The 24144-nt window shown below is 44.1% G+C and carries 22 protein-coding genes; 8 read left to right on the top strand and 14 right to left on the bottom strand.

The window, feature by feature from the left end; genetic code table 11:
* Window positions 1–23: 23 nt before the first annotated feature.
* Complete coding sequence (locus tag QQL66_RS11605) at window positions 24–605, bottom strand: DUF6933 domain-containing protein (RefSeq protein ID WP_284381547.1); 582 nt, start codon at window positions 603–605, stop codon at window positions 24–26.
* 300 nt (window positions 606–905) lie between these two features.
* On the opposite strand from QQL66_RS11605, the gene rapA reads away from it, so the two are divergent.
* Window positions 906–3698 carry an RNA polymerase-associated protein RapA gene (rapA, locus tag QQL66_RS11600; protein ID WP_284381545.1) on the top strand — a complete coding sequence of 931 codons (2793 nt, stop codon included), beginning with the start codon at window positions 906–908 and terminating at the stop codon, window positions 3696–3698.
* A gap of 9 nt (window positions 3699–3707) precedes the next feature.
* On the opposite strand, the gene QQL66_RS11595 is transcribed toward rapA, so the two are convergent.
* Window positions 3708–4235, bottom strand: a complete 528-nt coding sequence (locus QQL66_RS11595) for a DUF6942 family protein (protein ID WP_284381543.1) — start codon at window positions 4233–4235, stop codon at window positions 3708–3710.
* A gap of 627 nt (window positions 4236–4862) precedes the next feature.
* On the opposite strand from QQL66_RS11595, the gene QQL66_RS11590 reads away from it, so the two are divergent.
* From QQL66_RS11590 to QQL66_RS11580, 3 genes are all read left to right on the top strand, one after another.
* On the top strand, window positions 4863–6191 hold the full coding sequence (locus QQL66_RS11590) for an MFS transporter (protein ID WP_284381542.1): 1329 nt from the start codon (window positions 4863–4865) through the stop codon (window positions 6189–6191).
* A gap of 149 nt (window positions 6192–6340) precedes the next feature.
* Window positions 6341–6667 carry a hypothetical protein gene (locus QQL66_RS11585; RefSeq protein ID WP_284381540.1) on the top strand — a complete coding sequence of 109 codons (327 nt, stop codon included), beginning with the start codon at window positions 6341–6343 and terminating at the stop codon, window positions 6665–6667.
* A complete protein-coding gene (locus tag QQL66_RS11580; RefSeq protein WP_284381538.1) occupies window positions 6660–7121 on the top strand; it encodes a flavodoxin family protein in 462 nt (153 codons plus the stop codon). The genes QQL66_RS11585 and QQL66_RS11580 overlap by 8 nt, the downstream gene beginning before the upstream one ends.
* Before the next feature lie 564 nt (window positions 7122–7685).
* On the opposite strand, the gene QQL66_RS11575 is transcribed toward QQL66_RS11580, so the two are convergent.
* The 7 genes from QQL66_RS11575 to QQL66_RS11545 all read right to left on the bottom strand — a co-directional run bounded on the left by QQL66_RS11575 (window position 7686) and on the right by QQL66_RS11545 (window position 14749).
* Window positions 7686–8765 (bottom strand): SMP-30/gluconolactonase/LRE family protein, encoded by a 1080-nt coding sequence (locus QQL66_RS11575; protein WP_284381536.1) that lies wholly within the window; start codon window positions 8763–8765, stop codon window positions 7686–7688.
* Window positions 8766–8782: 17 nt separating this feature from the next.
* Window positions 8783–9841 carry a saccharopine dehydrogenase family protein gene (locus QQL66_RS11570; protein WP_284381535.1) on the bottom strand — a complete coding sequence of 353 codons (1059 nt, stop codon included), beginning with the start codon at window positions 9839–9841 and terminating at the stop codon, window positions 8783–8785.
* Between the two features lie 167 nt (window positions 9842–10008).
* Window positions 10009–10773 carry an SDR family oxidoreductase gene (locus tag QQL66_RS11565; RefSeq protein WP_284381534.1) on the bottom strand — a complete coding sequence of 255 codons (765 nt, stop codon included), beginning with the start codon at window positions 10771–10773 and terminating at the stop codon, window positions 10009–10011.
* Window positions 10774–10796: 23 nt separating this feature from the next.
* Window positions 10797–11498, bottom strand: coding sequence for a histidine phosphatase family protein (locus QQL66_RS11560; RefSeq protein ID WP_284381533.1), 702 nt, complete (start codon window positions 11496–11498; stop codon window positions 10797–10799).
* A 72-nt stretch (window positions 11499–11570) separates the two neighbouring features.
* Window positions 11571–12653, bottom strand: coding sequence for a phosphotransferase family protein (locus QQL66_RS11555; RefSeq protein ID WP_284381532.1), 1083 nt, complete (start codon window positions 12651–12653; stop codon window positions 11571–11573).
* The gene (locus tag QQL66_RS11550; RefSeq protein WP_284381531.1) at window positions 12653–13468 is read right to left on the bottom strand and encodes an SDR family oxidoreductase; all 816 of its coding nucleotides are present in this window, start codon (window positions 13466–13468) and stop codon (window positions 12653–12655) included. The genes QQL66_RS11555 and QQL66_RS11550 overlap by 1 nt, the downstream gene beginning before the upstream one ends.
* 75 nt (window positions 13469–13543) lie before the next feature.
* Window positions 13544–14749, bottom strand: a complete 1206-nt coding sequence (locus tag QQL66_RS11545; RefSeq protein ID WP_284381529.1) for an acyl-CoA dehydrogenase family protein — start codon at window positions 14747–14749, stop codon at window positions 13544–13546.
* Between the two features lie 125 nt (window positions 14750–14874).
* On the opposite strand from QQL66_RS11545, the gene QQL66_RS11540 reads away from it, so the two are divergent.
* Together QQL66_RS11540 and QQL66_RS11535 are read left to right on the top strand one after the other, a co-directional pair.
* A complete protein-coding gene (locus tag QQL66_RS11540) occupies window positions 14875–15768 on the top strand; it encodes a LysR family transcriptional regulator (RefSeq protein WP_284381527.1) in 894 nt (297 codons plus the stop codon).
* Between the two features lie 68 nt (window positions 15769–15836).
* A complete protein-coding gene (locus tag QQL66_RS11535; RefSeq protein WP_284381525.1) occupies window positions 15837–17759 on the top strand; it encodes a methyl-accepting chemotaxis protein in 1923 nt (640 codons plus the stop codon).
* Between the two features lie 52 nt (window positions 17760–17811).
* Here the strand turns inward: QQL66_RS11535 and QQL66_RS11530 are convergent, their stop codons facing one another.
* Window positions 17812–18354 carry a lipid-binding SYLF domain-containing protein gene (locus QQL66_RS11530; protein ID WP_284381524.1) on the bottom strand — a complete coding sequence of 181 codons (543 nt, stop codon included), beginning with the start codon at window positions 18352–18354 and terminating at the stop codon, window positions 17812–17814.
* A gap of 139 nt (window positions 18355–18493) precedes the next feature.
* Window positions 18494–19123 (bottom strand): BamJ family beta-barrel-assembly machinery protein, encoded by a 630-nt coding sequence (gene bamJ / locus QQL66_RS11525; protein ID WP_284381523.1) that lies wholly within the window; start codon window positions 19121–19123, stop codon window positions 18494–18496.
* A 114-nt stretch (window positions 19124–19237) separates the two neighbouring features.
* On the opposite strand from bamJ, the gene QQL66_RS11520 reads away from it, so the two are divergent.
* Complete coding sequence (locus QQL66_RS11520) at window positions 19238–19813, top strand: DUF501 domain-containing protein (RefSeq protein ID WP_284381522.1); 576 nt, start codon at window positions 19238–19240, stop codon at window positions 19811–19813.
* A gap of 5 nt (window positions 19814–19818) precedes the next feature.
* On the opposite strand, the gene QQL66_RS11515 is transcribed toward QQL66_RS11520, so the two are convergent.
* The 3 genes from QQL66_RS11515 to QQL66_RS11505 form a co-directional block, all read right to left on the bottom strand.
* Window positions 19819–20178 (bottom strand): hypothetical protein, encoded by a 360-nt coding sequence (locus tag QQL66_RS11515; RefSeq protein ID WP_284381521.1) that lies wholly within the window; start codon window positions 20176–20178, stop codon window positions 19819–19821.
* A 115-nt stretch (window positions 20179–20293) separates the two neighbouring features.
* Complete coding sequence (locus tag QQL66_RS11510) at window positions 20294–21223, bottom strand: electron transfer flavoprotein subunit alpha/FixB family protein (protein ID WP_284381520.1); 930 nt, start codon at window positions 21221–21223, stop codon at window positions 20294–20296.
* Window positions 21223–21972 carry an electron transfer flavoprotein subunit beta/FixA family protein gene (locus QQL66_RS11505; protein WP_284381519.1) on the bottom strand — a complete coding sequence of 250 codons (750 nt, stop codon included), beginning with the start codon at window positions 21970–21972 and terminating at the stop codon, window positions 21223–21225. Before QQL66_RS11505 ends, QQL66_RS11510 begins: the two co-directional genes overlap by 1 nt.
* A gap of 495 nt (window positions 21973–22467) precedes the next feature.
* On the opposite strand from QQL66_RS11505, the gene QQL66_RS11500 reads away from it, so the two are divergent.
* The gene (locus QQL66_RS11500; RefSeq protein ID WP_284381827.1) at window positions 22468–24120 is read left to right on the top strand and encodes an electron transfer flavoprotein-ubiquinone oxidoreductase; all 1653 of its coding nucleotides are present in this window, start codon (window positions 22468–22470) and stop codon (window positions 24118–24120) included.
* Window positions 24121–24144 lie beyond the last annotated feature (24 nt).

The following is a 24144-nucleotide window of genomic DNA, read 5'->3' as shown; positions in this document are numbered from 1 at the left end:
TGTGCAGATATCCGGCAAGTTGATTAGACAAGTCCAGCAATAAATATGCTGAATAGTTCATCAGGACGGCACCATTTGCCGTCCTTTTTTATGATTCGCTGATTAATCAGCTCATTCAATCGAAGAGGATTCCAGACCAATAAATTAGGGCGATCCTCCAACAGATTATGAAGATCCTGCCAAGCGACGCTTAGCATTTCTTTGACTCGATTTTCAGATTGATCATCAAACACTACAGGGCCCGAAAGCAACACAGCTTTACGGGCCTCCGATGGAGAAAACCCAAGGTCTTCGATGGAGCCCATAATGGAATCTCGAATCATATCTGAAAAACAGGTGAAATCAGGACTTTCAACGCCAGGTAATGCCAGAATGAAGCCGGTGTCATCATGACAGAGTAAAACACAACAAGAGTTAGCGTAAGGAAAGCGGTGTGCATGCCACTGCCAAGGAGTATTTATTTCTTGGCTATGCCGTCGGATAAGGTCGCTGTCAGAATACTGTTCATCAGTATGATTTCCGTTTGAACAGTTGCTTTCTAAATAATTAGAGACAACCTGCCCTTTAAGATGTGGCAATAAACTCCGGGTGATATGTATTAGCAACCAAGCACTCCTAGCAGCTCTGACAGATGGCTAACCATTGACACATAACGAACACTAATACTCAGTAAAACACTGGTATCTGATCAATCACGCAAGCCAACATCTTAAAGGTAAATAACAGGTTATCCGAAAGATAACACCGATCTGAAAATTGAACTTAACATTGAAAATATATCTTCTAAAGTTAGTTTTCCACTGATTATTTCTCCCACTCTGAGAAATCTTTACAAAGTGACATTGATATCGCTCAGTGAGTCGTTACAATGGCGCGCCTGATTTCTATGTGTGCATGAGGTTTTTATGAGTTTTTCAGTCGGTCAACGGTATTTGAGCACCACAGAACTTGAGTTAGGACTCGGTATCATTACTCAAGTTGATCACAGAATGGTCGAAATTTTCTTTCCAGCGGCTGAAGAACGTCGAACCTATGCGTCAAACAACGCCCCACTCTCTCGCATTGCTTACAAAATTGGTGACACGGTTACCGATCGAGAGGGAAATGAATTCAAAGTTCTGGAATTCACAGAGAACAATGGCGTTTATATCTACTTCGTTGAAGATTCATCGGGCGAGACCCGTCCAATGCCGGAACTTGAAGTGGGTGACCAAGTTGCACTGAATGCACCCTGGGAGCGTTTAGCCGCAGGCAATATCGATGGTGGTCAATGGTTCCATTTACGTTATAAGAGCTTGATTGAGCGTGAAAGACTGGAACAAGCCCCTTATTACGGTTTGATGGGCCCAAGAATTTCCCTGACTCCGCACCAGTTCTTTATCGCAAATAATGTTGCTCAACGACCTGCACCCCGGGTATTGCTGGCTGATGAAGTAGGCTTAGGTAAAACCATTGAGGCCGGCCTGATCATTCACCAACAACTTATGAATGGTCGAGCAAGCCGTGTACTTATTTCGGTTCCAGATACCCTGGTGCACCAGTGGTTGGTTGAAATGCTGCGTAAATTCAACCTCCACTTCAGTGTGTACGACAAGCAACGAGCGATGGAACCTAATGCCTTTGAACAAAATCAGCTGATTCTGATTTCCAATAAACTCTGGAATGAAGAAGAGATCCTTAATTCCGCATTAGCAGCGGATTGGGATCTACTGGTAGTCGATGAAGCGCATCACTTGCATTGGTCAGAGCAAGAAGCTAGTCCTGAGTATCAACATGTACAGCAACTCTCTGAAAAGGCTGCAGGTCTGCTACTTCTGACCGCAACGCCAGAGCAGCTCGGTTTGGAAGGACACTTCGCTCGTCTTCACCTATTGGACCCGCAACGTTTTAATGACCTGAACCAATTCATCGATCAGGAAGAAAGCTATTTCACAGTGTCTTCAGCCATCAATGAGTTGATTGACGCCTCTAACGTTTCTGAAGAAAGTTTGGATAAAATTCAGGCGATGTCAGACGATTCAGTGTTATCAGACCTGGTTCAATCGCTTCGTAATGATCAAACATCCGCCAACCGAAACAAGCTCATCAATCATTTGATTGATCATCACGGAACCGGACGAGTGTTGTTCCGTAATACCCGAGCCGCCATCAAAGGCTTCCCTCAGCGTGTTCTTGTAGAAAAAGCTCTGGAACGCCCTGAACTGTATTCTGCCTTTAAACTGACGCCAGAGACCGACCACGAGCCATCACAGTGGTTAGCCGCTGACCCACGTGTTAATTATCTGGTGGAACTCTATAAAGAACTCAAAGAAAAGCTGTTGGTTATCTGTCACGACGCAGAAACCGCCTTGGCACTGGAAGAACACCTGCGTTTGCGTGAAGGCTATCGCACCACTGCATTCCACGAAGGCATGAGCATCATTGAGCAGGATCGCTCTGCTGCGTATTTTGCGGATATGGAAGATGGCGCACAACTTCTTATCTGTTCCGAAATCGGCAGTGAAGGTAGAAACTTCCAGTTTGCACATCATATCGTAATGTTTGATCTGCCATCTCACCCAGACTTGCTGGAACAGCGTATCGGTCGTCTGGACCGTATTGGTCAGACAGAGGACATTAAGATTCATGTGCCCTACTTCACTTCGAGCGTACAGGACATTTACAAGCGCTGGTATGACGAAGGTTTGAATGCGTTTTCAAAATCCTGCGCCACAGGTGATGCCCTGATTCAGAAATATCAGGAAGAAATCAATCAGTGCGTGATGTCAATGGATGACGCAGCCATTGCTGCCCTGATCAACAAAACAGCGGCCGATAATGAAGAACTCACGGCCAAAATCGAAAATGGACGCGATCGTCTTCTGGAACTCAATTCCTGCCAACCAGAAAGGGCACTTAATATCGTTCACACCATCGAAGATTTTGAGTTTGACGATCCGAAGAAATTTATGGACATGGCCTACAACTGTTTTGGTGTAGACCGTGAGCGTCATTCTGAGAATACCTGGGTTGTTCAGGCTGGCGAGCAAATGCTAACAGATCACTTCCCTGGCGTCGGCGATGAGCCCATTACAGTAACCTATGACCGTGAACGCGCATTAGAACGCGAAGATTTCCATTTCCTCACCTGGGAACACCCAATGGTCACTGGCGTTATGGATTTGGTTTTGGATCATCACTACGGGAATGCGTCCTTTACTTTGATCAAAGACCCGAGAATTCCGGCTGGTACATTGTACGTTGAAACGTTGCATACACCAGTGGTGCAGGCAACCAAAGCGAGCCAATGCTACCGTTTCATGCCTAATTCAGTGATTCGCCATGTGGTCTCACATGACAATAAAGACTTCACGCAATACCTGACTGATCAGCACATTCATGAGCATCGCCAGAAGATCAGTAAGGCGCTACGTCATGAGGTTATCAAGTCTCAAAAAGAGCTGATTTACAAAGTCTTTCAGGTTGCTGAATCACAAGCGAAGAAGAAGCTGTCAGGCATTATTGATGAAGCTAAGCAGAATGCTACAGAAGCACTTGATCTGGAAATTAACCGCTTAACAACTCTGAAAAGCATCAACCCTAATGTTCGTCAGGAAGAAATTGATGCATTGATTGAACAAAAAGAAATCTGTCTGAACGCGATTCAGGGTGGTCAAATCAAATTAGAAGCCATTCGAGTGATTGTAAACGGCTCCTGATTTTTCATTTCACTCAGTTGAGTTGATTCTATCGTGAATCAACTCAACGAGTCGTTCGAGTTTAATATTCGACAGTTGCCGATAATCAAAATACGGACAGACAAGCCAACGCGTTCCTATCACCTGTGCGAAGTCCCTATCCAACCAATGTGCATCATCTAACAAACCCACACTTTCCGCACATTTCTTACCCGTAATCAAAACCACCGTCTGATCAGATATGCCCTGAAGATAAGTCTTCAGTGAAGCATCCCCCAGACACACTAATTGAAACGCCCCCTCACTGTTCAACAAATGCTGATCTCGATAGTCTTGCCATGTCTTTGTTTCATTGACCTCAATATCAAGCGAAAAAGCCAGCTTTGCATAGATGTTGAATATTTTTCGCCAATTATTTCCTCCTTCCACAATTATTTGTTCGCGCCACTCATTCGTTAGAGAGTACACAAAATCCGTACTGACTAGAGACGAGCTTCCGTCAGGAAGAAAATGATTAATAAGTACAACAATTTGAGGAGACGACGATCCAATAATCATAAAAGAAGGCAATATATTCAGTGAGTTTATGGGTAGAAGCTAAATCAATAGAAAAAGTAAGTAGTTCTTTTGTCTGAGTTCATAGATCAAACCTTTCGAGTATACCGTACGTCAGAGAATTACGTCCTGTAATCCCCCCAAACCCAGAGAATTTACCAATCTCACGCAGACATCGTCCTAAAAAGTCTTGCAAAAATAACCATGTAAGAAATAAGTGTATTAAGGGGTGACAGAAATGACGCACTAAAGAAAAGGTCTTATACGGCCAACTTTATTGACCTTTTTATCATCCCGTCCATATTAAAAATAGCTAGATCAATAAATACCACTGACCCGGTATCGGGACAGGTCACCTATCCCACTTATATCGGTTCAGCAAGGTAGCTGGTTACCGTGACACTGCACTAATGGGTTGGATTGTCTTCTCTGTTTTGTTGTCAGACACACATCCCTTCCTGAATGGTTACAGCCAGCTAGGCATAAACCCAAAAAAGCAGCACTAATGAATCTTCTAAATCGCAATTCAAGCGATCTCTTTGCCCTGCCAACAAAGGCTCTACACCTAGAGTCGCTTTGCGCCTACCTGATCGGCTATTCACTTTTTAATCCAACCATGAGGGGTTTGATATGACCACCACGGCATTGTGCGTTAACGAGAAAACTGACTCTACAGAAACTTCAACTGGCTACTGGCCTCTTCTAAAAAACAGAAGTTTTTCAGCCTATCTCACTAACCAAATCCTGATAAATCTGGGTGATGGTATTTTTGGTCTTCTGGTTACTTTCAGCGCGCTAATGTTAGACGCTTCAGCCACCGAGCTTGGGTTGATTGTTTCATGTATTGCCTTTCCCCGAGGTTTATTGGGGTTGTATGGTGGTGTGATCGCCGATCAATACGATCGACGAATCATTATGTTGTTAGCGGATCTGGCTCGCACAACAGGTATTGCACTGATTGGAGTCCTATGCTGGTTTGATTTCCTGAATCTTATCAACCTCACGGTTTTAGCATCGTTAGTCACTCTGACCTCTGCTTTCTCAAAACCTGCGGGTAAAGCCATCATGCCGGGCTTTGTTGAAGAATCTGAGCTATATCTTGCAAACGGCCTAACTCAAAGCGTGTTATGGCCTTCATTCTTTGTCGGCGCGTTTTTGGCTGGGGTCATGGATAACATGACTCTGCTTCCTGCGTACGGCTATCTAATCTGTGCTGGTGTATTTGCTGTGGCTGGTTTGGTACTTCTGGCTATTCACTGCAACAAAGAAGCTGCGCCTAATCCGGCAGTCTGTGGTCCGATCCTGGCTGACATTCTTGGTGGTTTTGCCGAGTTGGCAAGAAAGCGTCCATTGTTAATTCGAGTAATTGGCTTTTTAGGTTACTCCCTGGTTTGGAGAGGAATGACACAAGTCGGATTACCTCTCTATACAGTCGAAGCCCTTAACCTTCCCGCTAATTTCTATAGCACTTTGATCATCTCCACTGGCTTAGGTGAGTTTCTAAGTTCACTATTTATTGCCCGATTAGCCATCTCACGCTCTTTACGCTGTTCATTCATCGGTGATGGACTCCTAGCGGTTGTGGTTCTTGGCTTATGCTTTAACGTTGCCGAAGGAGAACTTGCCACCTATATCAGCATCGCTGCCGCTGCTCTAGTAGGAGTGTCTGCAAGCCTTGTTCATATTCCATTGACTGCTTCTATTCAAAAAGACATTAGCACGATGAACAGTGGCAAGGTATTCAGCATCTGGAACACGCTTGGTACATTAGGTGGGAGTTTAGGCGCTATTATTATTTCTTTTCTGGTTAGCCTAATGGGAATCAAAATAGCCTTGTTGGTTTTGTCTTTATTTACGGCACTGTGTGTTCTTTTGACCTACTGCCTAGCTTATCCAAAAGCGAAACAAGACGTAGCTGTGTCTGAGCTTCACTTAGCAACAAATGTATCTGCTGCCTAACGCGGTTAGATATAAATGAAGAGCAATATAAGCCCGCGAAACAAACGCTCATGAACTAAGTGACTAGAAACATAGCTACAAAAACATGGTATTCTTATTAGCTTGGTTAAAATATTTCAACCTTTATTCGTGTGTAAACTCAAATCACTATGAAGCGTAAGCCCACAAAAGCCCAACTGAGAGAGATGCTGAATCAGGCAGTTGGACAGTACGAACATACCGGAGGCTCTATTGAAGAAGTCGCGCCCGGTGTTTCTGGTATTCAGGGCGGGCCATTAAAAGCGCAAGAAACCATCATCTTTGACGGAAATAAAGAACAGCGCAGCTACGTCAATGATGTAGTCGCAGCCATAGATTCGCGAAAAAAGAAATCTAAAAAGCCGGCGACAAGCAAACCCAAAAACAAAACACCCAAGAAAAAACTAATCTACGATGATTTTGGTGAACCACTAAGGTGGGTATGGGAAGATGAGTAAAGTCCTACTCTTGGTTTATCACGCCCCCTCGCCGAATACCCAAAAGATGGTTGATGCAATGACATCATCGTCCAAAGCCATCAGTGAAGATGTTGAAGTACACGCAATCCCTGCATTAGAGTGCCAACCTGATTCTGTGCAAAAGGCTGACGCTATTCTCCTGTTCACAACAGAGAACCTTGGCTATATGAGCGGCGGAATGAAGGACTTCTTTGATCGAAACTACTACCCTTGCCTGGAAGAAAAACAAGGTACTCCCGTCGCCGCAGTTATCAGAGCTGGACATGATGGAACTGGTACAAAGCGGGCATTAGAGACCATCCTTACAGGTTTACGATGGCGCTGGGTTCAAGAGCCTTTAATTTGTCGGGGCGACTGGCAGGAGAGCTTTATCGAAGACTGTAAAGAACTGGCAGAAGCCATGACCACAAGTCTCGATATGGGAATAATCTAGACACAAAAAGAAAAGGGGCAGCTTTCGCCACCCCTCTTCTCTAAACAGCCAGTACTTATTATGTAATTCCTGCGATAATCAGATAACCACCAAAGCACTTATCGCAGTCTAAGAGATGATAACTACCCTCTCACATATTTTATGTACCTAGCTGCTGTAAACTGCCACTTTTAAGAACCTACCACAGCATATGTTTCACCAGCGAACTGTTTGTACTATTTGTACTATTTGTACTATTTGTACTACAGAACGCCTATGAACTAACTATAAGTAAAGTCTAAATTGGCAACCTTGCAACATCTTGTTACAAGAGTTAGATAAACGGTGATCCACCTCTCTTATAGAGTAAGTAAAATACTTACCACTGAAATTGCGATGGTACACCAAAGACCAGTTTGGAAAACCTTACTGGAACATTGATCCTGTGAAGTCATGATTCAATCTCTTTTTGTTAGTACTGTATAATTATTATTCAAATATAGTACCAAGATATGAGATTCCCTTCTGTTACCTATCCCACAATTTAAACAATAGATTAATTTTCAACCACTTATATACGACTGTTTATTTCAACGGATATTTTACCCTGGCAATACGACGCTCATGTAAGCTGCTTAAATAAAGCCACGGGCCACTTTCTGCCGCACCCGTCGTATAACTATAGGTATCCTCTGGATCTTGAAGACTCAACAAGATCTCACCCCGATCATTTATCGAAACAACGTGCCCATAATGCTGAGCCTTAGGTCGCAGTACCTTAGGAAGACGCTGAACAGCTTCTCTCAGGAACGGGAATGGCGCCAACAAATCCAGAGCCTTACTTCGGGGGCTAACCAAGCCTAACCAGTAATTTTGGTTACTTCCCTTATTAATGTTGTCAGGGAATCCAGGGAGGTTAGAGATAAGCGTTTCCGTCTGACCGGCTTTCTCACCTTTAATCCAGTGCTTGAGTACACTGTAAGTGCCGGTTTCATTGATCAAAATCGCACTTTCATCATGGGTCACCGAAATGCCATTCGCAAACTGAAGACCAGACACAATAATTCGGCTTTCTTTGGTGATTGGTGAGTAATGAATCACCCGTCCATTACCACCGTGTTCCATAATATCCAAAAGGCTGGCTTGATAGGTTCCATAGCTTTCTGCCGGGAACTTGGTGGATGCATCGCTGAAATAGATTTCACCTGTACTGGTAACATCCACATCGTCCGCGTATCGGATTTTGCTCCCCAAAACCGAATCGGTCAGCAGTGATATGTCACCACTTGGCGAAACAGACAGAAGCCCTTTGAAAGCATCCGCAACAATCAGCTCGCCCGAAGGTGCGAATTCCAAACCTAGAGGACGCCCACCTGTATTCACAAATTCAGAGAAAGAACCATCCTCCCCGATTCGCATAATTTTTCCGCCAAGTAATGAAAAGAAGACTTGCCCCTGGGCGTTCACAGCAAAGTCTTCCGGACCTTCTTCGCCGTTTAACGAGATAATCTCCAAAGAAGAGAGACGATTATTCTTTTCAAAGTCCCCGACATACCCCATGTCTTGGGGGACTTGCCAAGCCTTGGCATCGATTGGAATCGGCCAGAATGAAAGATACACCGCACCTAAACCAATGAACGCTAACAAAGTTAAACCAAAACGCATGGGCAATACTCTCTCTTTTAATGTTCAAACAAAGTAATTGGACTACTTCCAGGAAGCTCAGAAATCAATGAGGCTCCTAATAACAAGCTCGGAGTGGTGCTTCCCCGTTTTACAGGGTCGGAGGTTAGAATATGTTTAGCCAGATGAACGGCTCCGTACTTGGTCACCTCGTAACCATTTAAGGTCTTTAAGCGCGCCTGTACTGTTTTGCCCCATTCATTTCGTGCTTCCCCATATATAGTAGCCGGATTTGCACTTCTGACATTTGCATCAGGGCCAGTGACTTTACTCTCGATTTGGGACTGAATGAGACGTTGAATGAATTTCGGTTTAAAAATCCAGCGGCCAAATCGAAGCAACTTCATTTTTTGAATCACTTTTGAAGAGGCAGGCACATAGACTTCAACGTTCGGAATGCCTGTGGAGTGATAAGCGGTACTGACATCACCCCAGCTAATTCCCATACAGGTTTTATCACCACTCCCAAAGTTGATCGATTTCTCTTTTAACGTAGCCTCTTTGATTCTCCCGTTCCGGCGAATCATGACGCCTTTGCCCAAAGACTCCACCATCGTCTTTGCTGTACCAGGGCTAATGGCTGAGCCTCCCTGAAACGCCAACGTCAAATGCGAAGCATCAGGAAGAGCGGCTTTCAGCGCACTTGCAACACAATCTGTAGGAATGACATCGAAGCCTACCCCAGGACAAACAATAATACCGGCCTCGGTTGCACGTTGATCCACGTCAGAGCTGTGAGCATATTCAAATACCTCTACTTCTCCAGTGATATCAAGATAGTGAGTTTTTGTGGCTATGCAGGCCTCGATCATCGGCTTTGCCGTAGATGAGAACGGCCCGGCACAATGAATAACCAATGACACCTTTGATAAAGCTAAATGAAGAGCTTGTTTGTCTTTGAGTGAGAAAGTGAGATGTGGAAGCTTTAATTTATGTGCAGTTTCAGACAGCGCAGCTTCATCACGACCGGCCAAAACAACATCCAAACCCTGTTGTTTAGCTTCCTGGCTGATTAACTGACCGCTATAGCCGTACGCACCATAGATGAGAACAGACATTCCGTTGCCTCTGTTATTTTTATTATCAACGCATTAAGACCTAAAAACTCATAACCAAATGAGCACCCCAAAATCAGGTCCACTTATTTACCAACAAAGCCCGTGTTCACAACAAACACAGGCTTTCGAAATTCGACGTCAATGAAACTTATACTGTTAGACTTATCTTATACAGTTAAATACCCACCATCAACGTTTAAGCAAGTACCCGTTGTATAGCTGCCAGCATCGGAAGCTAAGAACAAGACCGCACCTGCCATTTCATCAGGATCGGCCGATCGCTTCATAGGCACATGCTCCAGCGCCATTTTCATAATCGCTGGATTAGCTGTAATAGCAGAGGCAAATTTTGTGTCTGTTAAACCTGGCAATAAGGCATTAACACGAATACCCAGCGGCGCACATTCTTTGGCAAAGGATTTAGTCATTGAGATGACAGACGCTTTGGTGATGGAATAAATCCCTTGCATATGGCCCGGGATAACGCCGTTAACAGACGCCACGTTCACTATGGCGCCTTTCCCCTGCTCTTTCATGAGTTTTCCGGCTTCGACCGACATGAAGAAATAGCCACGAATATTCACATCCACTGTCTTCTGAAATACAGATAAATCAGTATCCAGAATATGCCCAAAGAAAGGGTTGGTTGCGGCATTGTTTACCAGAATATCAAGTTTGCCGTGCTTCTCTTTTATTTGAGCAAAGGTAGCCTGAATCTGTTCCATCTCCCCAATGTGACAGGCAATCGCTTCAGCACTGCCTCCGGCTTCTGTAATCTGTTCCACAACGGCCTGACAGCTTTCGGCTTTACGACTGGACACAATCACATGTGCACCGGCTTCCGCTAAGGTTTTTGCAATGCTCTCACCAATCCCACGACTCGCGCCTGTAACAAGGGCAACCTGCCCGGACAAATTAAACATATCTAACATAAAAACTCCTTTTTACAGGCATTCTACCTGTAAGAAATTAAATTAGGTTCTTTCTCTAAGTGACTGTAATTATTGATATATGAAATACTTATTTTATTGTCAGTTGCCAGAATTCGACTCACACCTGAGTTAGCAAGATTTTCATTCAAAGAAAACGTTGCTGAGTCATCCAGGCGCATCACTTCCTGGACGATCACAGAAATTGGCCCACCAGAGGTAAACGCCACTACGGGTCGTTTCTTGTATTCCGCAGATGAAGTGATCGCCCTGACCTCAACCAAGCCTTGTTTGACTCGCTGCTGAAATGTTGGCCACGATTCTTTGTAATCGTCATCATAATCGCATGAAGACCAACGCTTCACCGCCTCTTCAAATAAGAAGTGAAATGCTTTTTTCGGTTGATCGTGTTGAGCCAACGCTTTCACTAAGGTGTTTTTGTCTCGGTACTCAGGAAAAGCCACATGAAAGACATCCTCGTGGTCAAACTCATTCAGATGATCGATCTCCACACGAGGAATAACCTCCTCACCGTATCCTTCGTAAAACGCGGCCATAGACTGGTGATGGCGATTCAGAGAGCCTGATACAAATACGGGTGCCTTCAATGAATCGCGCATATTGGCCCCCAACATACGACATTGACGGACACCCAAGTCAGAGAGCTGATCATAGTCGTCAGCACCAAATGACGCCTGACCATGTCGTACCAAGAAAATTTCAGCCATATTTCCTCCCAAAACGCTTCTCAGTAACCACTAGGTTTACAACTCCAGGCACTAGACTCATAGCCCTAAGCACTAGAGAACGCTCTTTTCTATCAGTTTCATGCAGCGCTGCTCCAAATAGTTTGCGGCATGAATAAAGTTTTGGAATCGCTTATCTTTGGTCTGACCATGATGATAGCGGTAGTAGATCTGTTGAATAATGACCGCCAAGCGGAACAAACCATAGATTTCATAGAAGTCGAAACACGGGACATTAAAGCCGGTTTTGTCCATGTAATATTCGATCACTTCTTGGCGAGACAGCATTCCTTTCAGGTGTGTTGGTTGGCGTCGCATGAACTGCATTTGAGGGTCGTCATCCGCTTGAACCCAATACGCCAAACTGTTTCCAAGATCCATGAGAGGATCGCCCAAGGTTGCCATTTCCCAATCCAACACGCCGATAACCTCAAACGGATTGTCTACATTCAGAACAACGTTATCGAATCTGAAATCGTTATGAATTAATCGGTTTGCAATGTCTTTCGGTTGCTTTTCTTCCAACCAGGCCATTACTGTCTCAAAGCCAGACGCGTTATCCGTGATGGCCTTACGATAACGATCGGACCAACCCGAGATCTGACGTTCCACATACCCTTCCCCTTTTCCTAACTCAGACAACCCGGCTGTGTAAGGATCAATGGAATGTAAGTCAATCAACTTATCGATAACATTCAGGCAAAGTTTACGAGTGTCTGACTCCGATAGATTTAAGCCTTTCGGTAAGTCCTGACGAGGAATGATTCCGACCAGGCGCTCCATTACATAAAAATCGCACCCAAGCACAGAATGATCTTCGCAGATTGCCATAATCTCTGGCACATAAGGGTAAACAGGTTTCAACGCTTGAATTATCTTGGCCTCACGCAACATGTCATGAGCAGACTTTGCAATCGTTCCGAACGGTGGCCGACGCAAAATCAGATCTTTATCCGGATATTGAAGCAAATAGGTTAAATTAGATGCGCCCCCGGGAAACTGTCTCACTCTCGGAATACCTTCAACACCAGGTATTTGAGCTTCCAAATAAGGCACAAGCGAATTGAGATCCAGCGACTCACCCTCTCGGATATCCGTCGCCTGATCGACAAGTGTATCTATGGCTTGATCAGTCATCAGATTGTACGCTCCATCATCTTCTTCACTTGTTTACCCACGGTATTACTTAACATGGTGTGCAGTAATTCCGGGCTTAATCGTTTCATCCACCACATAAGTTTTTCTTTTGTATGTGTCAGAACGAAGAAGCGCTGATGCTTCATACCAATAAACACAGCATTAGCAACATCATCAGCAGTAACAGAGGAACTTTCCATCCAACGATTCACCGTTTTAGTCACACCTGAAATATTAGTTCGCATCGTTTTAGTCAGATTCGTTTGGAAGAATGCCGGACACACAACAGAGACACCAATATTCCATTGGCTGAGTTCTACTTTGAGCGTTTCGGACAACGCAACGACGCTGGCTTTGGAAACGTTATAGGACGACATGCTCGGTGCATGAATTAATCCTGCCATCGAGGCAACATTAATCAAATAGCCATTATCACGAGCTTTCATCAATGGCGTGAAAACTTTACAGCCAAGAACCACACCCAAGACATTGATATCCAGAACCCATTTCCAATCGTCGATCGACTGATCTTCTATTAACCCTGCTGCCGCAACACCTGCATTGTTAATCAAGACATCCACATAACCCCAACGTTCAAGCACAACGTCCTTCAAATGGCGCCATTGCTCTTCCTCTGTGACATCAAGATACACAAAGAATGCGTCACCGCCTTTACGCTGCAACTCGGCTACAGCGTTGTCACCCTGTTCCTTCTGAATGTCAGCAATACATACCGAATACCCTTCTGAAGAATACTTATGAGCAAGCGCCAACCCTAAACCACTTGCGCCACCCGTTATAATTACCGTTTTCATTACAATCCTAACCCTGTCTATGTTCTTGTTTTGATAGCTAACTAATCAGCTAGCCTTGATACATAACTGCGCGTCTTACTTGTGTTTTAACAGCTCAAGTTTTGCTACAAGCCCTCTATGCACTTCATCAGGGCCATCAGCCAATCGCAAACAACGCGCATACGCAAACATCGATGTCAGAGGAAAATCTTCACTCACCCCGGCTCCGCCATGCATCTGAATGGCTTGATCGACAATGGTTTGAAGCATATTTGGTACAACCACTTTGATTTGGGAAACCTCACTCATCGCCCCCATAACCCCTTTGGTATCAAGTAACCATGCCGTTTTCAGCGTTAATAATCGGGCTTGTTCAATTGAAATCCGGGCATTCGCGATAATGTCTCTGTTCCCACCCAGATTCACTATCGGCTTTCCAAAGGCTTCTCGACTGGTTGCGCGTTTGATCATAAGATCCAACGCGCGTTCAGCTGCGCCAATGGCACGCATGCAGTGATGAACCCGTCCAGGCCCTAAACGTCCTTGAGCAATTTCAAAGCCCCTGCCCGGTCCGGCAATAATGGCAGTCTTAGGAAGACGAACATTGGTGAAACTCACCTCACCGTGACCGTAAGGCTCATCTAACTCACCGAACACTGGTAACATGCGTTCAACTTTCACCCCCGGCGTATCTTTCGGCACCAGCACCATCGAATGCTTGGCATGCTTAGGTCCATCAGGATTCGTCAGCCCCATGAAGATCAGAACTTTGCAATCAGGATGACCGATTCCGGTGCTCCACCATTTTCTGCCGTTCAGAACCACTTCGTCTCCTTCAATGGTCGCTGTTGCTTCCATGTTGGTCGCGTCAGAAGAGGCCACACCTGGTTCTGTCATGCAGAAGGCCGAACGGATTTTTCCGTCCAATAAAGGCAGCAACCACTCTTTCTTTTGCTCATCAGAACCATAATGCACCAGCACTTCCATATTGCCGGTATCTGGCGCGTTGCAGTTAAACAGCTCCGGCGCCATAAAACTCCGCCCCATCTCTTCAGCCATAAGCGCATAATCCGCATTGCTTATGCCGGCGCCATAGTCCGATTTAGGCAGAAAGAGATTCCATAGCCCCTGAGCTTTGGCTTTAGCCTTCAGCTCATCGATGATAGGAAGGACAACCCAAGGGTTCGCTTGAGCTTTCAAATCTTTGAAATATTGATCTTCAACCGGAAAAACCTCTTCACGCATGAAGCTCTTCAGTTTGGTCAATACCTCCTGTCCTTTTGAAGATGGGGAGAAATCCATTGGCATACCTCGGTTTGTTTAGAATTAGATGACTTAATCTTCACTTATAGTATTTATGCCTTATCAATCAATCAAATGAATAGTTATAATCAAGCACTATAAATATTACTAATAGAACATACCTCATGCGCATCGATCTAAATCTCTACACGGTATTTGAAGCCATATACTCAGAAGGCAATCTCACCAAAGCCGCTGAAAAATTATTCATAACTCAGCCTGCTATTAGCCACTCGTTATCTAAATTAAGGGAAGCATTTGAAGATCCACTCTTCATACGCCAAGGCCATAAAATGCTTCCTACCCCACTGGCAGAGCGCATACATCCGGAAATCAGTCATGCGCTTAATCGCTTAAATGGGACATTTTTGGCGACAAGAAGCTTTGAGCCGAAAGAAGCTCGCGTGCAATTTAAGCTAGGTCTTAGAGATGTTCTTGAATCCACATGTTTACCACCGCTTTTAGCAAGACTTGAAGAACAAGCCCCTAATGTCTCTGTGATCAGCCTTCGACACGATCGCCAGACGATGGAACACGATCTTTCCATCGGGACATTAGATCTCGTGGTGGATGTGGCCCAACCTGTGAGCGAACGCCTCGAACGCAAACATGTGATTTCAGAAAGTTTGTGCGTACTGGCACGAAAAGATCATCCCAGAATTAAGACTATTCTAGATTTGGAAACCTATCTTAAAGAAAAACATGTCGTCGCTTCTTACCGAAGTGCAGGAATGACCTTCGAAGATATTGAATTAAACCGATACGGACTAAGCCGGCAAATTTCCTTGCGCTGTCAGCACTATTTCGCAGCAAGTCGAGTGGCAATGAATACCGACTTACTCCTAACCATGCCTGAGAGCTATGGCAAGTTACTGATGACAGAAGCCAATGAGCTATCCATCTACCGTTTCCCATTGGAATCGCCCCCCATCGACATTCATTTATTCAGCCATAAATCGAGAGATAAAGAGCCCGAACTGGTGTGGTTTAAAGAAACACTAGGTGACTTATTTTACTAAATTATTAAAGACCTCTTATCTGAATGCCGATCTATACTGAACTAGAACATAGGGATTAGAGGTGTAGTGTGTTTAAGAGATTGTCCTTTCAGAAAAAGTTGACGTTATTTACTTCCATTGCTTTCGTATTGGCAATGCTGGTCAACGCCATCGTCAACAACACCTTAATGAAAGAGGTAATGAACGATCGTTTACTCGGCCAACAGCTTCCAGCTGCAATGGCGAGTGTTTCTCAATCTATCACTGCTGAAATTACTGCACCCATCACAAGCGCGAAATTGATATCAGAGAGTTATTTTCTTGAAAACTGGATAAAGAATGGCGAACCGCAATCTGAACTCCCTCAAATGCTGAACTACTTCCAACAAGTAAAAAGCTCATCCAATGCCAGTGTTGTATTTTATGTTTCTAATGTGACCAATAACTATTACACGGAGAGTGGTGTCTTAAAACAGGTCAGTCAGTCTAGCTCGAATGATGGTTGGTTTTATTCATTCCTTAACTCTGGCTCTAAACGCGATCTCAGCCTGGACTATTTCGAAGGATCGGGACCACTAACTTTATTCATGAATTACCGAGTATCTGGTGGCAAAGGCGCCGCAGGCCTTGGCTTAAATGTTGATACTTTGACGCAGTTAATCAAGAACTATACGTTAGAAAAAACAGGGTATGTTCTGCTCGTTAACCATGAAGGAAAAATCATTGTTCACCCTGACGAGAAAAAAATAGGCAAGAATATTTCTGATCTTGATCTCTTCAAAACGCCAGGAAAAGAATTGATTTCAGGAAATACATTCAAAGCAATGACAGAATCAACTCAAGGTGAAGATTATATTCTTTCTTCTGATTACATCCCTGATCTCAATTACTACCTATTAGCCGTAGTGCCTGAAGCTGAACTCTATGAAAGCTTGAACCAGTCTGCCCTAACGACACTGATTATTACCGCCATTTTGATTGCCCTGTCTATAGTAGCGATCACCATCCTTATCAAACAAACTGTTAAGCCACTGTCGATCACTGCAAAATTACTTGAAGACATAGGTTCCGGTGAAGGTGATCTCACCAAGCGTATAAAAGTGTCCTCTCAAGATGAAGTGGGACAAGTTGGTAAAGGCTTCAACTCATTTGTTGTAAAACTTCAGGACATCATTCAACAAGTCATACAAAAATCGAATGGCGTCCTATCGATGTCTGAAGATATTCATCATCAATCCCAGTACAGCTTGGAGCAAACCGGCAATCAACGGATGAGTATTGAATCTCTCGCAGCAGCAATTTCAGAAATGAATTCCACCATTCAGGAGATTGCCCAAAATGCGAATAACGCAGCGGACTTAGCCCGTGATGCGAACTCCAATGTTGAGGAAGGACACAACATTGTAAAAGACTCCATCACTCAGATTCAAAGTCTCTCAAATGAAATGACCAACGCTGCACAAGTCATTCACGAATTAAGTGAACAGTCTGAATCCATTGGCGGCATCCTGAATGTCATTAGAGGCATATCGGAACAAACCAACTTACTGGCACTAAACGCAGCCATTGAAGCCGCTCGTGCTGGTGAGCAAGGCCGAGGCTTTGCCGTTGTAGCAGATGAGGTTCGAAGTCTCGCACAGAAAACAGCAGACTCCACTGATGAAATTCAGAGAATGATCGAACAACTACAAAGCGGATCAAGAAAAGCCGTAGAAGCCATCAACAAAGGTCAGGAATCAACAAATCAAACGGTAGAGTTTGTTGATAAAGCAGGCTCCGCGCTGGTTACTATTCGCTCCGCCGTTGAACAAATTACTGACATGAACTTCCAGGTTGCCACAGCAACTGAAGAGCAAAGCCAGGCAATTGATGAAATGAACGAAAACGTAGTTAAAGTTGAAGAAGCCAGTAATGAAAACCTTGAAGTGGCGGACCAGGTTACTCAACTGGCCACTCAGCTTTCTGATTTTGCTAATGAATTGAGTGAGTTAACAGCACAATTTAAAGTATAAGCTTGCTTAAGTTATTACAGTTAAAACTCATAAGGGGCTTGATGCCCCTTTCTTATTTCTGAATCTTAGAGATTTTTGTACCCTCTAACGTCAGATTAAAGATCAGTCCTTTATTCGAATAGATGAACGCAATTATTGGCTCCTGAATCGCATTGGTATCCAAACTTTCAGCAACTCCGAGCTCAGCCAGGGCAACACTACCGTCAACACCGGCCTCCCAGCCATCTATTTGAACAAACCGATCAAAAGCTTCCTTTGTCATAAATAGAATCGCTTCAGACTTCACCTGCGCTCCCATTAGGAAACCAACATTGGCTGAGACCAGGTTGTAATAACCATAGGTATAGTCTTCAACAAACATTTTCCCTTCACCGTACTCCCCGCCAATACCAAACCCACCACCATAAACTTCTGGAAAAACCAACATGGCATAGGCTTTTTCAATAAGCTCACTGGCACCAGGGACATCTTGCTTTAAAATCTGAACAGCGGCATATGATTTAGCATCAATTTCTGTTTTAGAGGCAGCAAATGAAAAGCTTGAAAAACTAAGAGAAAGAAATAGAACAGATAAGATATGAGTAGAACGCTTCATGATTTTCCTGAGAGTATGTAGTCTTTGTATCTAGGACAATAAGAAGCTGCATTGTACTCCGGGAAAATAACAAGAAAAGCATTAAAGTGTGAATCAACCCGCAACCAGGACAGTTGCGGGTTTGATCGGAGCAAATAAGTTAAACGATTTCTATTAGTTCAACTTCAAAAATAAGCGTGGTATTTGGTGGAATTGAACCAGAAGCACCTTGAGAACCATAAGCCAGGTCAGAAGGTACATACAACTTCCACTTAGAGCCCACAGGCATCATAGTCAGAGCTTCAGTCCAGCCACGAATAACACCATTTACAGGGAATGTAGCCGGTTCGCCACGCTCTACTGAGCTGTCAAACACACGACCATCGATGAAAGTACCGTGGTAATGGGTTTTTACACGCGAAGAAGCTTCAGGAATGTCGCCCTTACCTTCCACAAGTACTTCGTACTGAAGACCGCTTTCAGTCGTATTGATACCATCTTTAGCTTTGTTTTCAGCCAAGAACTCTTCACCTTGTTTAAGGTTTGCCTGAGCTTCAGCTGCCACTTCTTGCTGGATTTGCGCCTGAATTTCAGTGTAGGCTTTGCTCATCTCTTCAACGCCAACCAAGTCTTCAAGTCCTTCATAGGAATCGCCAAGACCAGCCATCACTAATTCGATATCAATGCCTTTGAAATCATTCCCTCTTAATTGAGCGCCCATTTGACGACCAATACCATAACTCACTTTATTATGTGCAGTATCCAGTGCTTCTTTCGTTGTACGAGACATTAGACTAAACCTTGGTTTGTTCTGTTAATTTATAAAGCTCACTACTCTATCATAAAAATCTCTTAGCCCCTAAAATAGCTTCTTTTTTCTTTAGGCAAGAGATCTGACCGAAAAATGAGTTCTCCCGATTTACTTACAGACAGTGATATTCAATTCATCGAACAAGCACTAGGACGTGTTCCCAGAGGGATAATCTCAGTTTCATCCAGATCACCTGAAGGCCAGCCAACCGCGCTTAAAATGCACTGTGTCGTTGGAGAAGCGCCATTCCCTACACACTTTTGGCTATGCCACCCTCTACTGATTGAAAAGATAAACTTTCTTGAATCACAACGATTGGTAAAGCCATTAGAGCTCTTGATTGAAGAAACCCCAGCCTTGGCGAAAGCCTTTCTCGAAGATCAAAAAAGATATCAGGCAATCCGAAATGCATGCTTAACGGATTTAGACAAAGCTTATCTGCTAAAGCTCGGCATTCTTGAACAATATCTGGAAAAACGAGGAATTGGCGGAATTGAAGACTTTTCCAAGATCCGCTGCTTACACATGCAGATAGCTCACTTGATCTCAGATGACAATGTAATTGGGCAATGGCTACAGGATCATTTCAATATTCTGGATTTCAGTGAAGACCTCAATGAATTCAGGCAGCGCATCAAGCGCGATAAACTCATTGAAAACGCACTTTAAACCATTCAAAAATCCTTATACGGGCGTTGAGACACTTTCTCTAGAACAGACTTAACTCTTTCAACGCCCACTTTATCCATCAACGTGGCCGGAAGTTGAATATAGGTTACGGTTCTAACACCACAATCCTCATTGATTTCAAGCAACTCCATTTTGAGCGACTCAAGCCAGGGATCGTGTTTAATAGGCAAAGAAAGAAACACCAGCCACTCATCACTCGTGATCATGCCACTTTCAAACCGAGTCAAACAATCAATAAAATACTGTTCATCTACACGCTTAAAGCTTTTCCTACTAAGTATTAGAGATAATCCCAAAGCCAAAAGCAAAATAAGAGTTGCACAAAAGGCCAGTAAAATTTCCATTTAACACCTCAGATGCATAGAACAAGCAACAAACCAATAAAGAATAAACAAAACAAGCAACAAAAAACCCGCCGAAGCGGGTTTTTCTCAAAGCATCAAAACTTAGAGCAAGTTATTAAACAAGCTTTTCTAGTTCTGGAACTGCTTCGAATAGATCAGCAACCAAGCCGTAATCAGCAACACTAAAGATAGGTGCTTCTTCGTCTTTGTTGATCGCTACGATCACTTTAGAGTCTTTCATACCTGCCAAGTGCTGGATAGCACCTGAGATACCAACAGCAACATAAAGCTGTGGAGCAACGATTTTACCAGTCTGACCAACTTGCATATCGTTAGGTACGAAGCCAGCATCAACAGCTGCACGAGATGCACCCACTGCTGCGCCGATTTTGTCTGCAACTTTGTACAACAACTCAAAGTTGTCGCCATTTTGCATACCACGACCACCAGAGATAACTACGTCAGCTGCAGTTAGTTCTGGACGATCAGACTTAGCTAGCTCTTCACCAACGAAGCTAGAAATACCAGCATCGTGAGCTGCGTCAACAGCTTCAACAGCCGCAGAACCACCTTCAGCAGCTACTGCGTCAAATGCAGTACCACGAACAGTGATTACTTTAATTGCGTCAGAAGACTGTACAGTCGCAATAGCGTTACCAGCGTAGATTGGACGTGCGAACGTGTCAGCACTGTCTACACGGATAACTTCAGAGATCTGCTCAACGTCCAATGCAGCAGCTACGCGTGGTAGGAAGTTCTTACCAGTAGTAGTTGCAGCAGCAAGGATGTGAGTGAAACCTTTACCAAGATCAGCAACTAGAAGACCTAGGTTCTCAGCTAGTTGGTTAGCGTAAGCAGCGTTGTCAGCAACTAGAACTTTAGCTACACCGTCAACTTTAGCCGCTTCTTCAGCTACAGCGCCACAGCCAGCACCAGCAACAAGAACAGTAATCTCGTTACCGATTGCTTTAGCAGCCGCTACTACGTTAAGAGTAACAGGTGCTAGTGCGCTGTTATTGTGTTCTGCAATAACTAGAGTGCTCATTATAGTACCTTCGCTTCGTTCTTAAGTTTTTCAACAAGCTCTTCAACGCTGCCCACTTTGATGCCAGCAGAACGCTCAGCAGGTGGCTCAACTTTAAGAGTCGCTACTTTAGAAGCTACTTCTACACCTAGGTCAGCAGGAGTAGTCTTATCAAGAGGCTTACGTTTAGCCTTCATGATATCAGGAAGCTTAGCGTAACGAGGTTCGTTCAAACGCAAGTCAGTAGTTACAACCGCAGGTAGGTTCAATGCAACAGTCTGAAGACCGCCATCGATTTCACGAGTAACGTTAACTTTATCGCCATCAACAACAACTTCAGATGCAAATGTACCCTGAGGGAAGCCTGCTAGTGCAGCCAACATTTGACCAGTTTGGTTGTTGTCAGAGTCGATAGACTGCTTACCAAGAAGAACAATGCTTGGTTCTTCTTTGTCTACGATACCTTTAAGGATTTTCGCAGCAGTCAGAGATGAAACGTTTTCGTCAGTTTCAACCAGGATGCCACGATCAGCACCTAGAGCTAGTGCAGTACGAATCTGCTCTTCACTCTTTTTGTCTCCGATAGAAACAACTACGATTTCACTGGCAACACCTTTCTCTTTTAGGCGAACCGCTTCTTCTACAGCGATTTCACAGAAAGGGTTCATAGCCATTTTAACGTTAGCCAAATCAACATCAGTGTTATCTGGCTTAACACGAACTTTGACGTTGTAGTCAATTACGCGCTTAACAGCAACAAGAACCTTCATAGATTCCTCGTTTCAGATCAATGGGTGTATTCGTACTGACAAAAAATTATCTCGGCTTTAGTTAAAAAACCTATGCCAGTATCCCAGAATGTTACATTGTGACTCACTTTTCATACGCAAAGTGTTCACATTTAGTAACAAAAAAGCGGCCATATACTGACCCCAAAATTTGTCTAGGTCAAGATAAACCGTGTTTTTGGACCAATGCCATATAAAAGCATTGCTCTCGCTGGCGAAATTATAGCCAACCTGCTTTAGTTTTAACCAGCTTTTCAAGAAAACCATGTATTAAAACAATAAATAATCGTGAGAAATTGGCGATTTTCCAAATAGTTATTTATAATGCACCCGTTTTAAACGGTAGTTCGAATTTTGTTATGCGGTATGAGACCACCTTTAATATAGGTAACTCATGCAACTATTCTTACATTTAATTAATGCATAACAACTTGAAAACACACGTGTTCAATCAGCGTGAGGAGAAGAGACGTGGAAGTGGAAAGAGATTCAATGGAGTTCGACGTTGTAGTCGTTGGTGCAGGTCCTTCTGGCCTATCTACAGCGATTCGACTAATGCAACAAGCGAATGAAGCTGAGCAAGAACTTACAGTATGTGTAGTAGAAAAAGGCTCCGAAGTCGGTGCACACATCCTCTCCGGTGCTGTTTTTGAACCAAGAGCACTTAATGAGCTGATCCCAGACTGGAAAGAAAAAGGTGCTCCGCTTAATACTCCAGTAATTCGTGACGACATTTATGTTCTTACTGGCGAAGAAAAAGCGATCAAGACACCTGCACCATTTATTCCAAAACCAATGCACAACGAAGGCAACTACATTGTTAGCCTTGGTAACGTGTGCCGCTGGTTAGCAGAGCAAGCAGAAGAGCTGGGTGTAGAAATCTTCCCTGGTTTCGCAGCTCAAGAAATTATTAAAGGCGAAAATGGCGAAGTTCAAGGCATCATTACTGGTGACATGGGCATCGGCATGGACGGCGAAGCTAAAGACAGCTTCATGCCAGGCATGGAACTACGCGCTAAATATACTGTATTTGCTGAAGGCTGCCGTGGCCACTTAGGCAAGCGTCTAATCAATGACTTCAACCTAAATGAAGGCAAAGGTCCACAACACTACGGCATTGGCATCAAAGAACTTTGGGACATCGACCCAGCCAAACACGAAGAAGGCTTGGTAGTTCACACTGCTGGCTGGCCTTTGGAAGATGGTACTGGCGGCGGTTCTTTCCTTTACCACATCGAAAATAACCAAGTGGTTGTTGGTTTGATTGTAGACCTTAGCTACAGCAACCCATACATGAGTCCATTCGAAGAGTTCCAGCGTTACAAGCACCACCCGGTAATCAAGCAATATCTTGAAGGTGGTAAGCGTGTTTCTTACGGTGCTCGCGCTATCGCTAAAGGTGGCCTACAGGCACTTCCTAAGATGAGCTTCCCTGGTGGTCTTCTAGTAGGTTGTGATGCAGGTACTTTGAACGCTGCGAAGATCAAAGGATCTCACACTGCAATGAAATCTGGCATGCTAGCTGCGGAATCAATTTTCGAAGCCTTAAAAGCAGGCCGTGCAAACGACGAAATTACTGAATTCAAAACTAAGTTCGAGTCTAGTTGGTTGCATGAAGACCTATACAAAGCTCGTAACTTTGGTCCTGCGATGCACAAGTTCGGCCTTTGGGGCGGCGGCGCATTCACTTTCATCGACCAAAATATCTTTGGCGGTAAGCTTCCGTTTACTCTGCAAGATCCTAAGCCTGATCACGAGCAACTTAAGCCTGCTTCAGAGAGCAAAGAGATTCAGTACCCTAAACCAGATGGCGTTATCAGCTTCGATCGTCTTTCTTCTGTATTCCTATCGAATACTAACCACGAAGAAGATCAGCCTGTTCACCTTCAGTTAACTGATCCGAACATTCCTCTTCAGCAAAACCTTCCTATGTACGCTGAACCAGCACAACGCTACTGCCCTGCTGGCGTATATGAGATTGTAAAGAACGAAGAAGACGGTTCCGACAAGTTCCAGATCAACGCTCAAAACTGTGTTCACTGTAAAACCTGTGACATTAAAGACCCAAGCCAAAACATTACTTGGGTGGCACCTGAAGGTACTGGTGGTCCAAACTACCCGAACATGTAATCTTCAATGCCCACAAAAAAGCCA

Origin of the sequence: Litoribrevibacter albus (assembly GCF_030159995.1) — a bacterium.
Taxonomy (GTDB): Bacteria; Pseudomonadota; Gammaproteobacteria; order Pseudomonadales; family Litoribrevibacteraceae; genus Litoribrevibacter; species Litoribrevibacter albus.
Note: the sequence above shows the minus strand (reverse complement) of the source record. Positions and strands in the feature narration are given on the sequence as shown.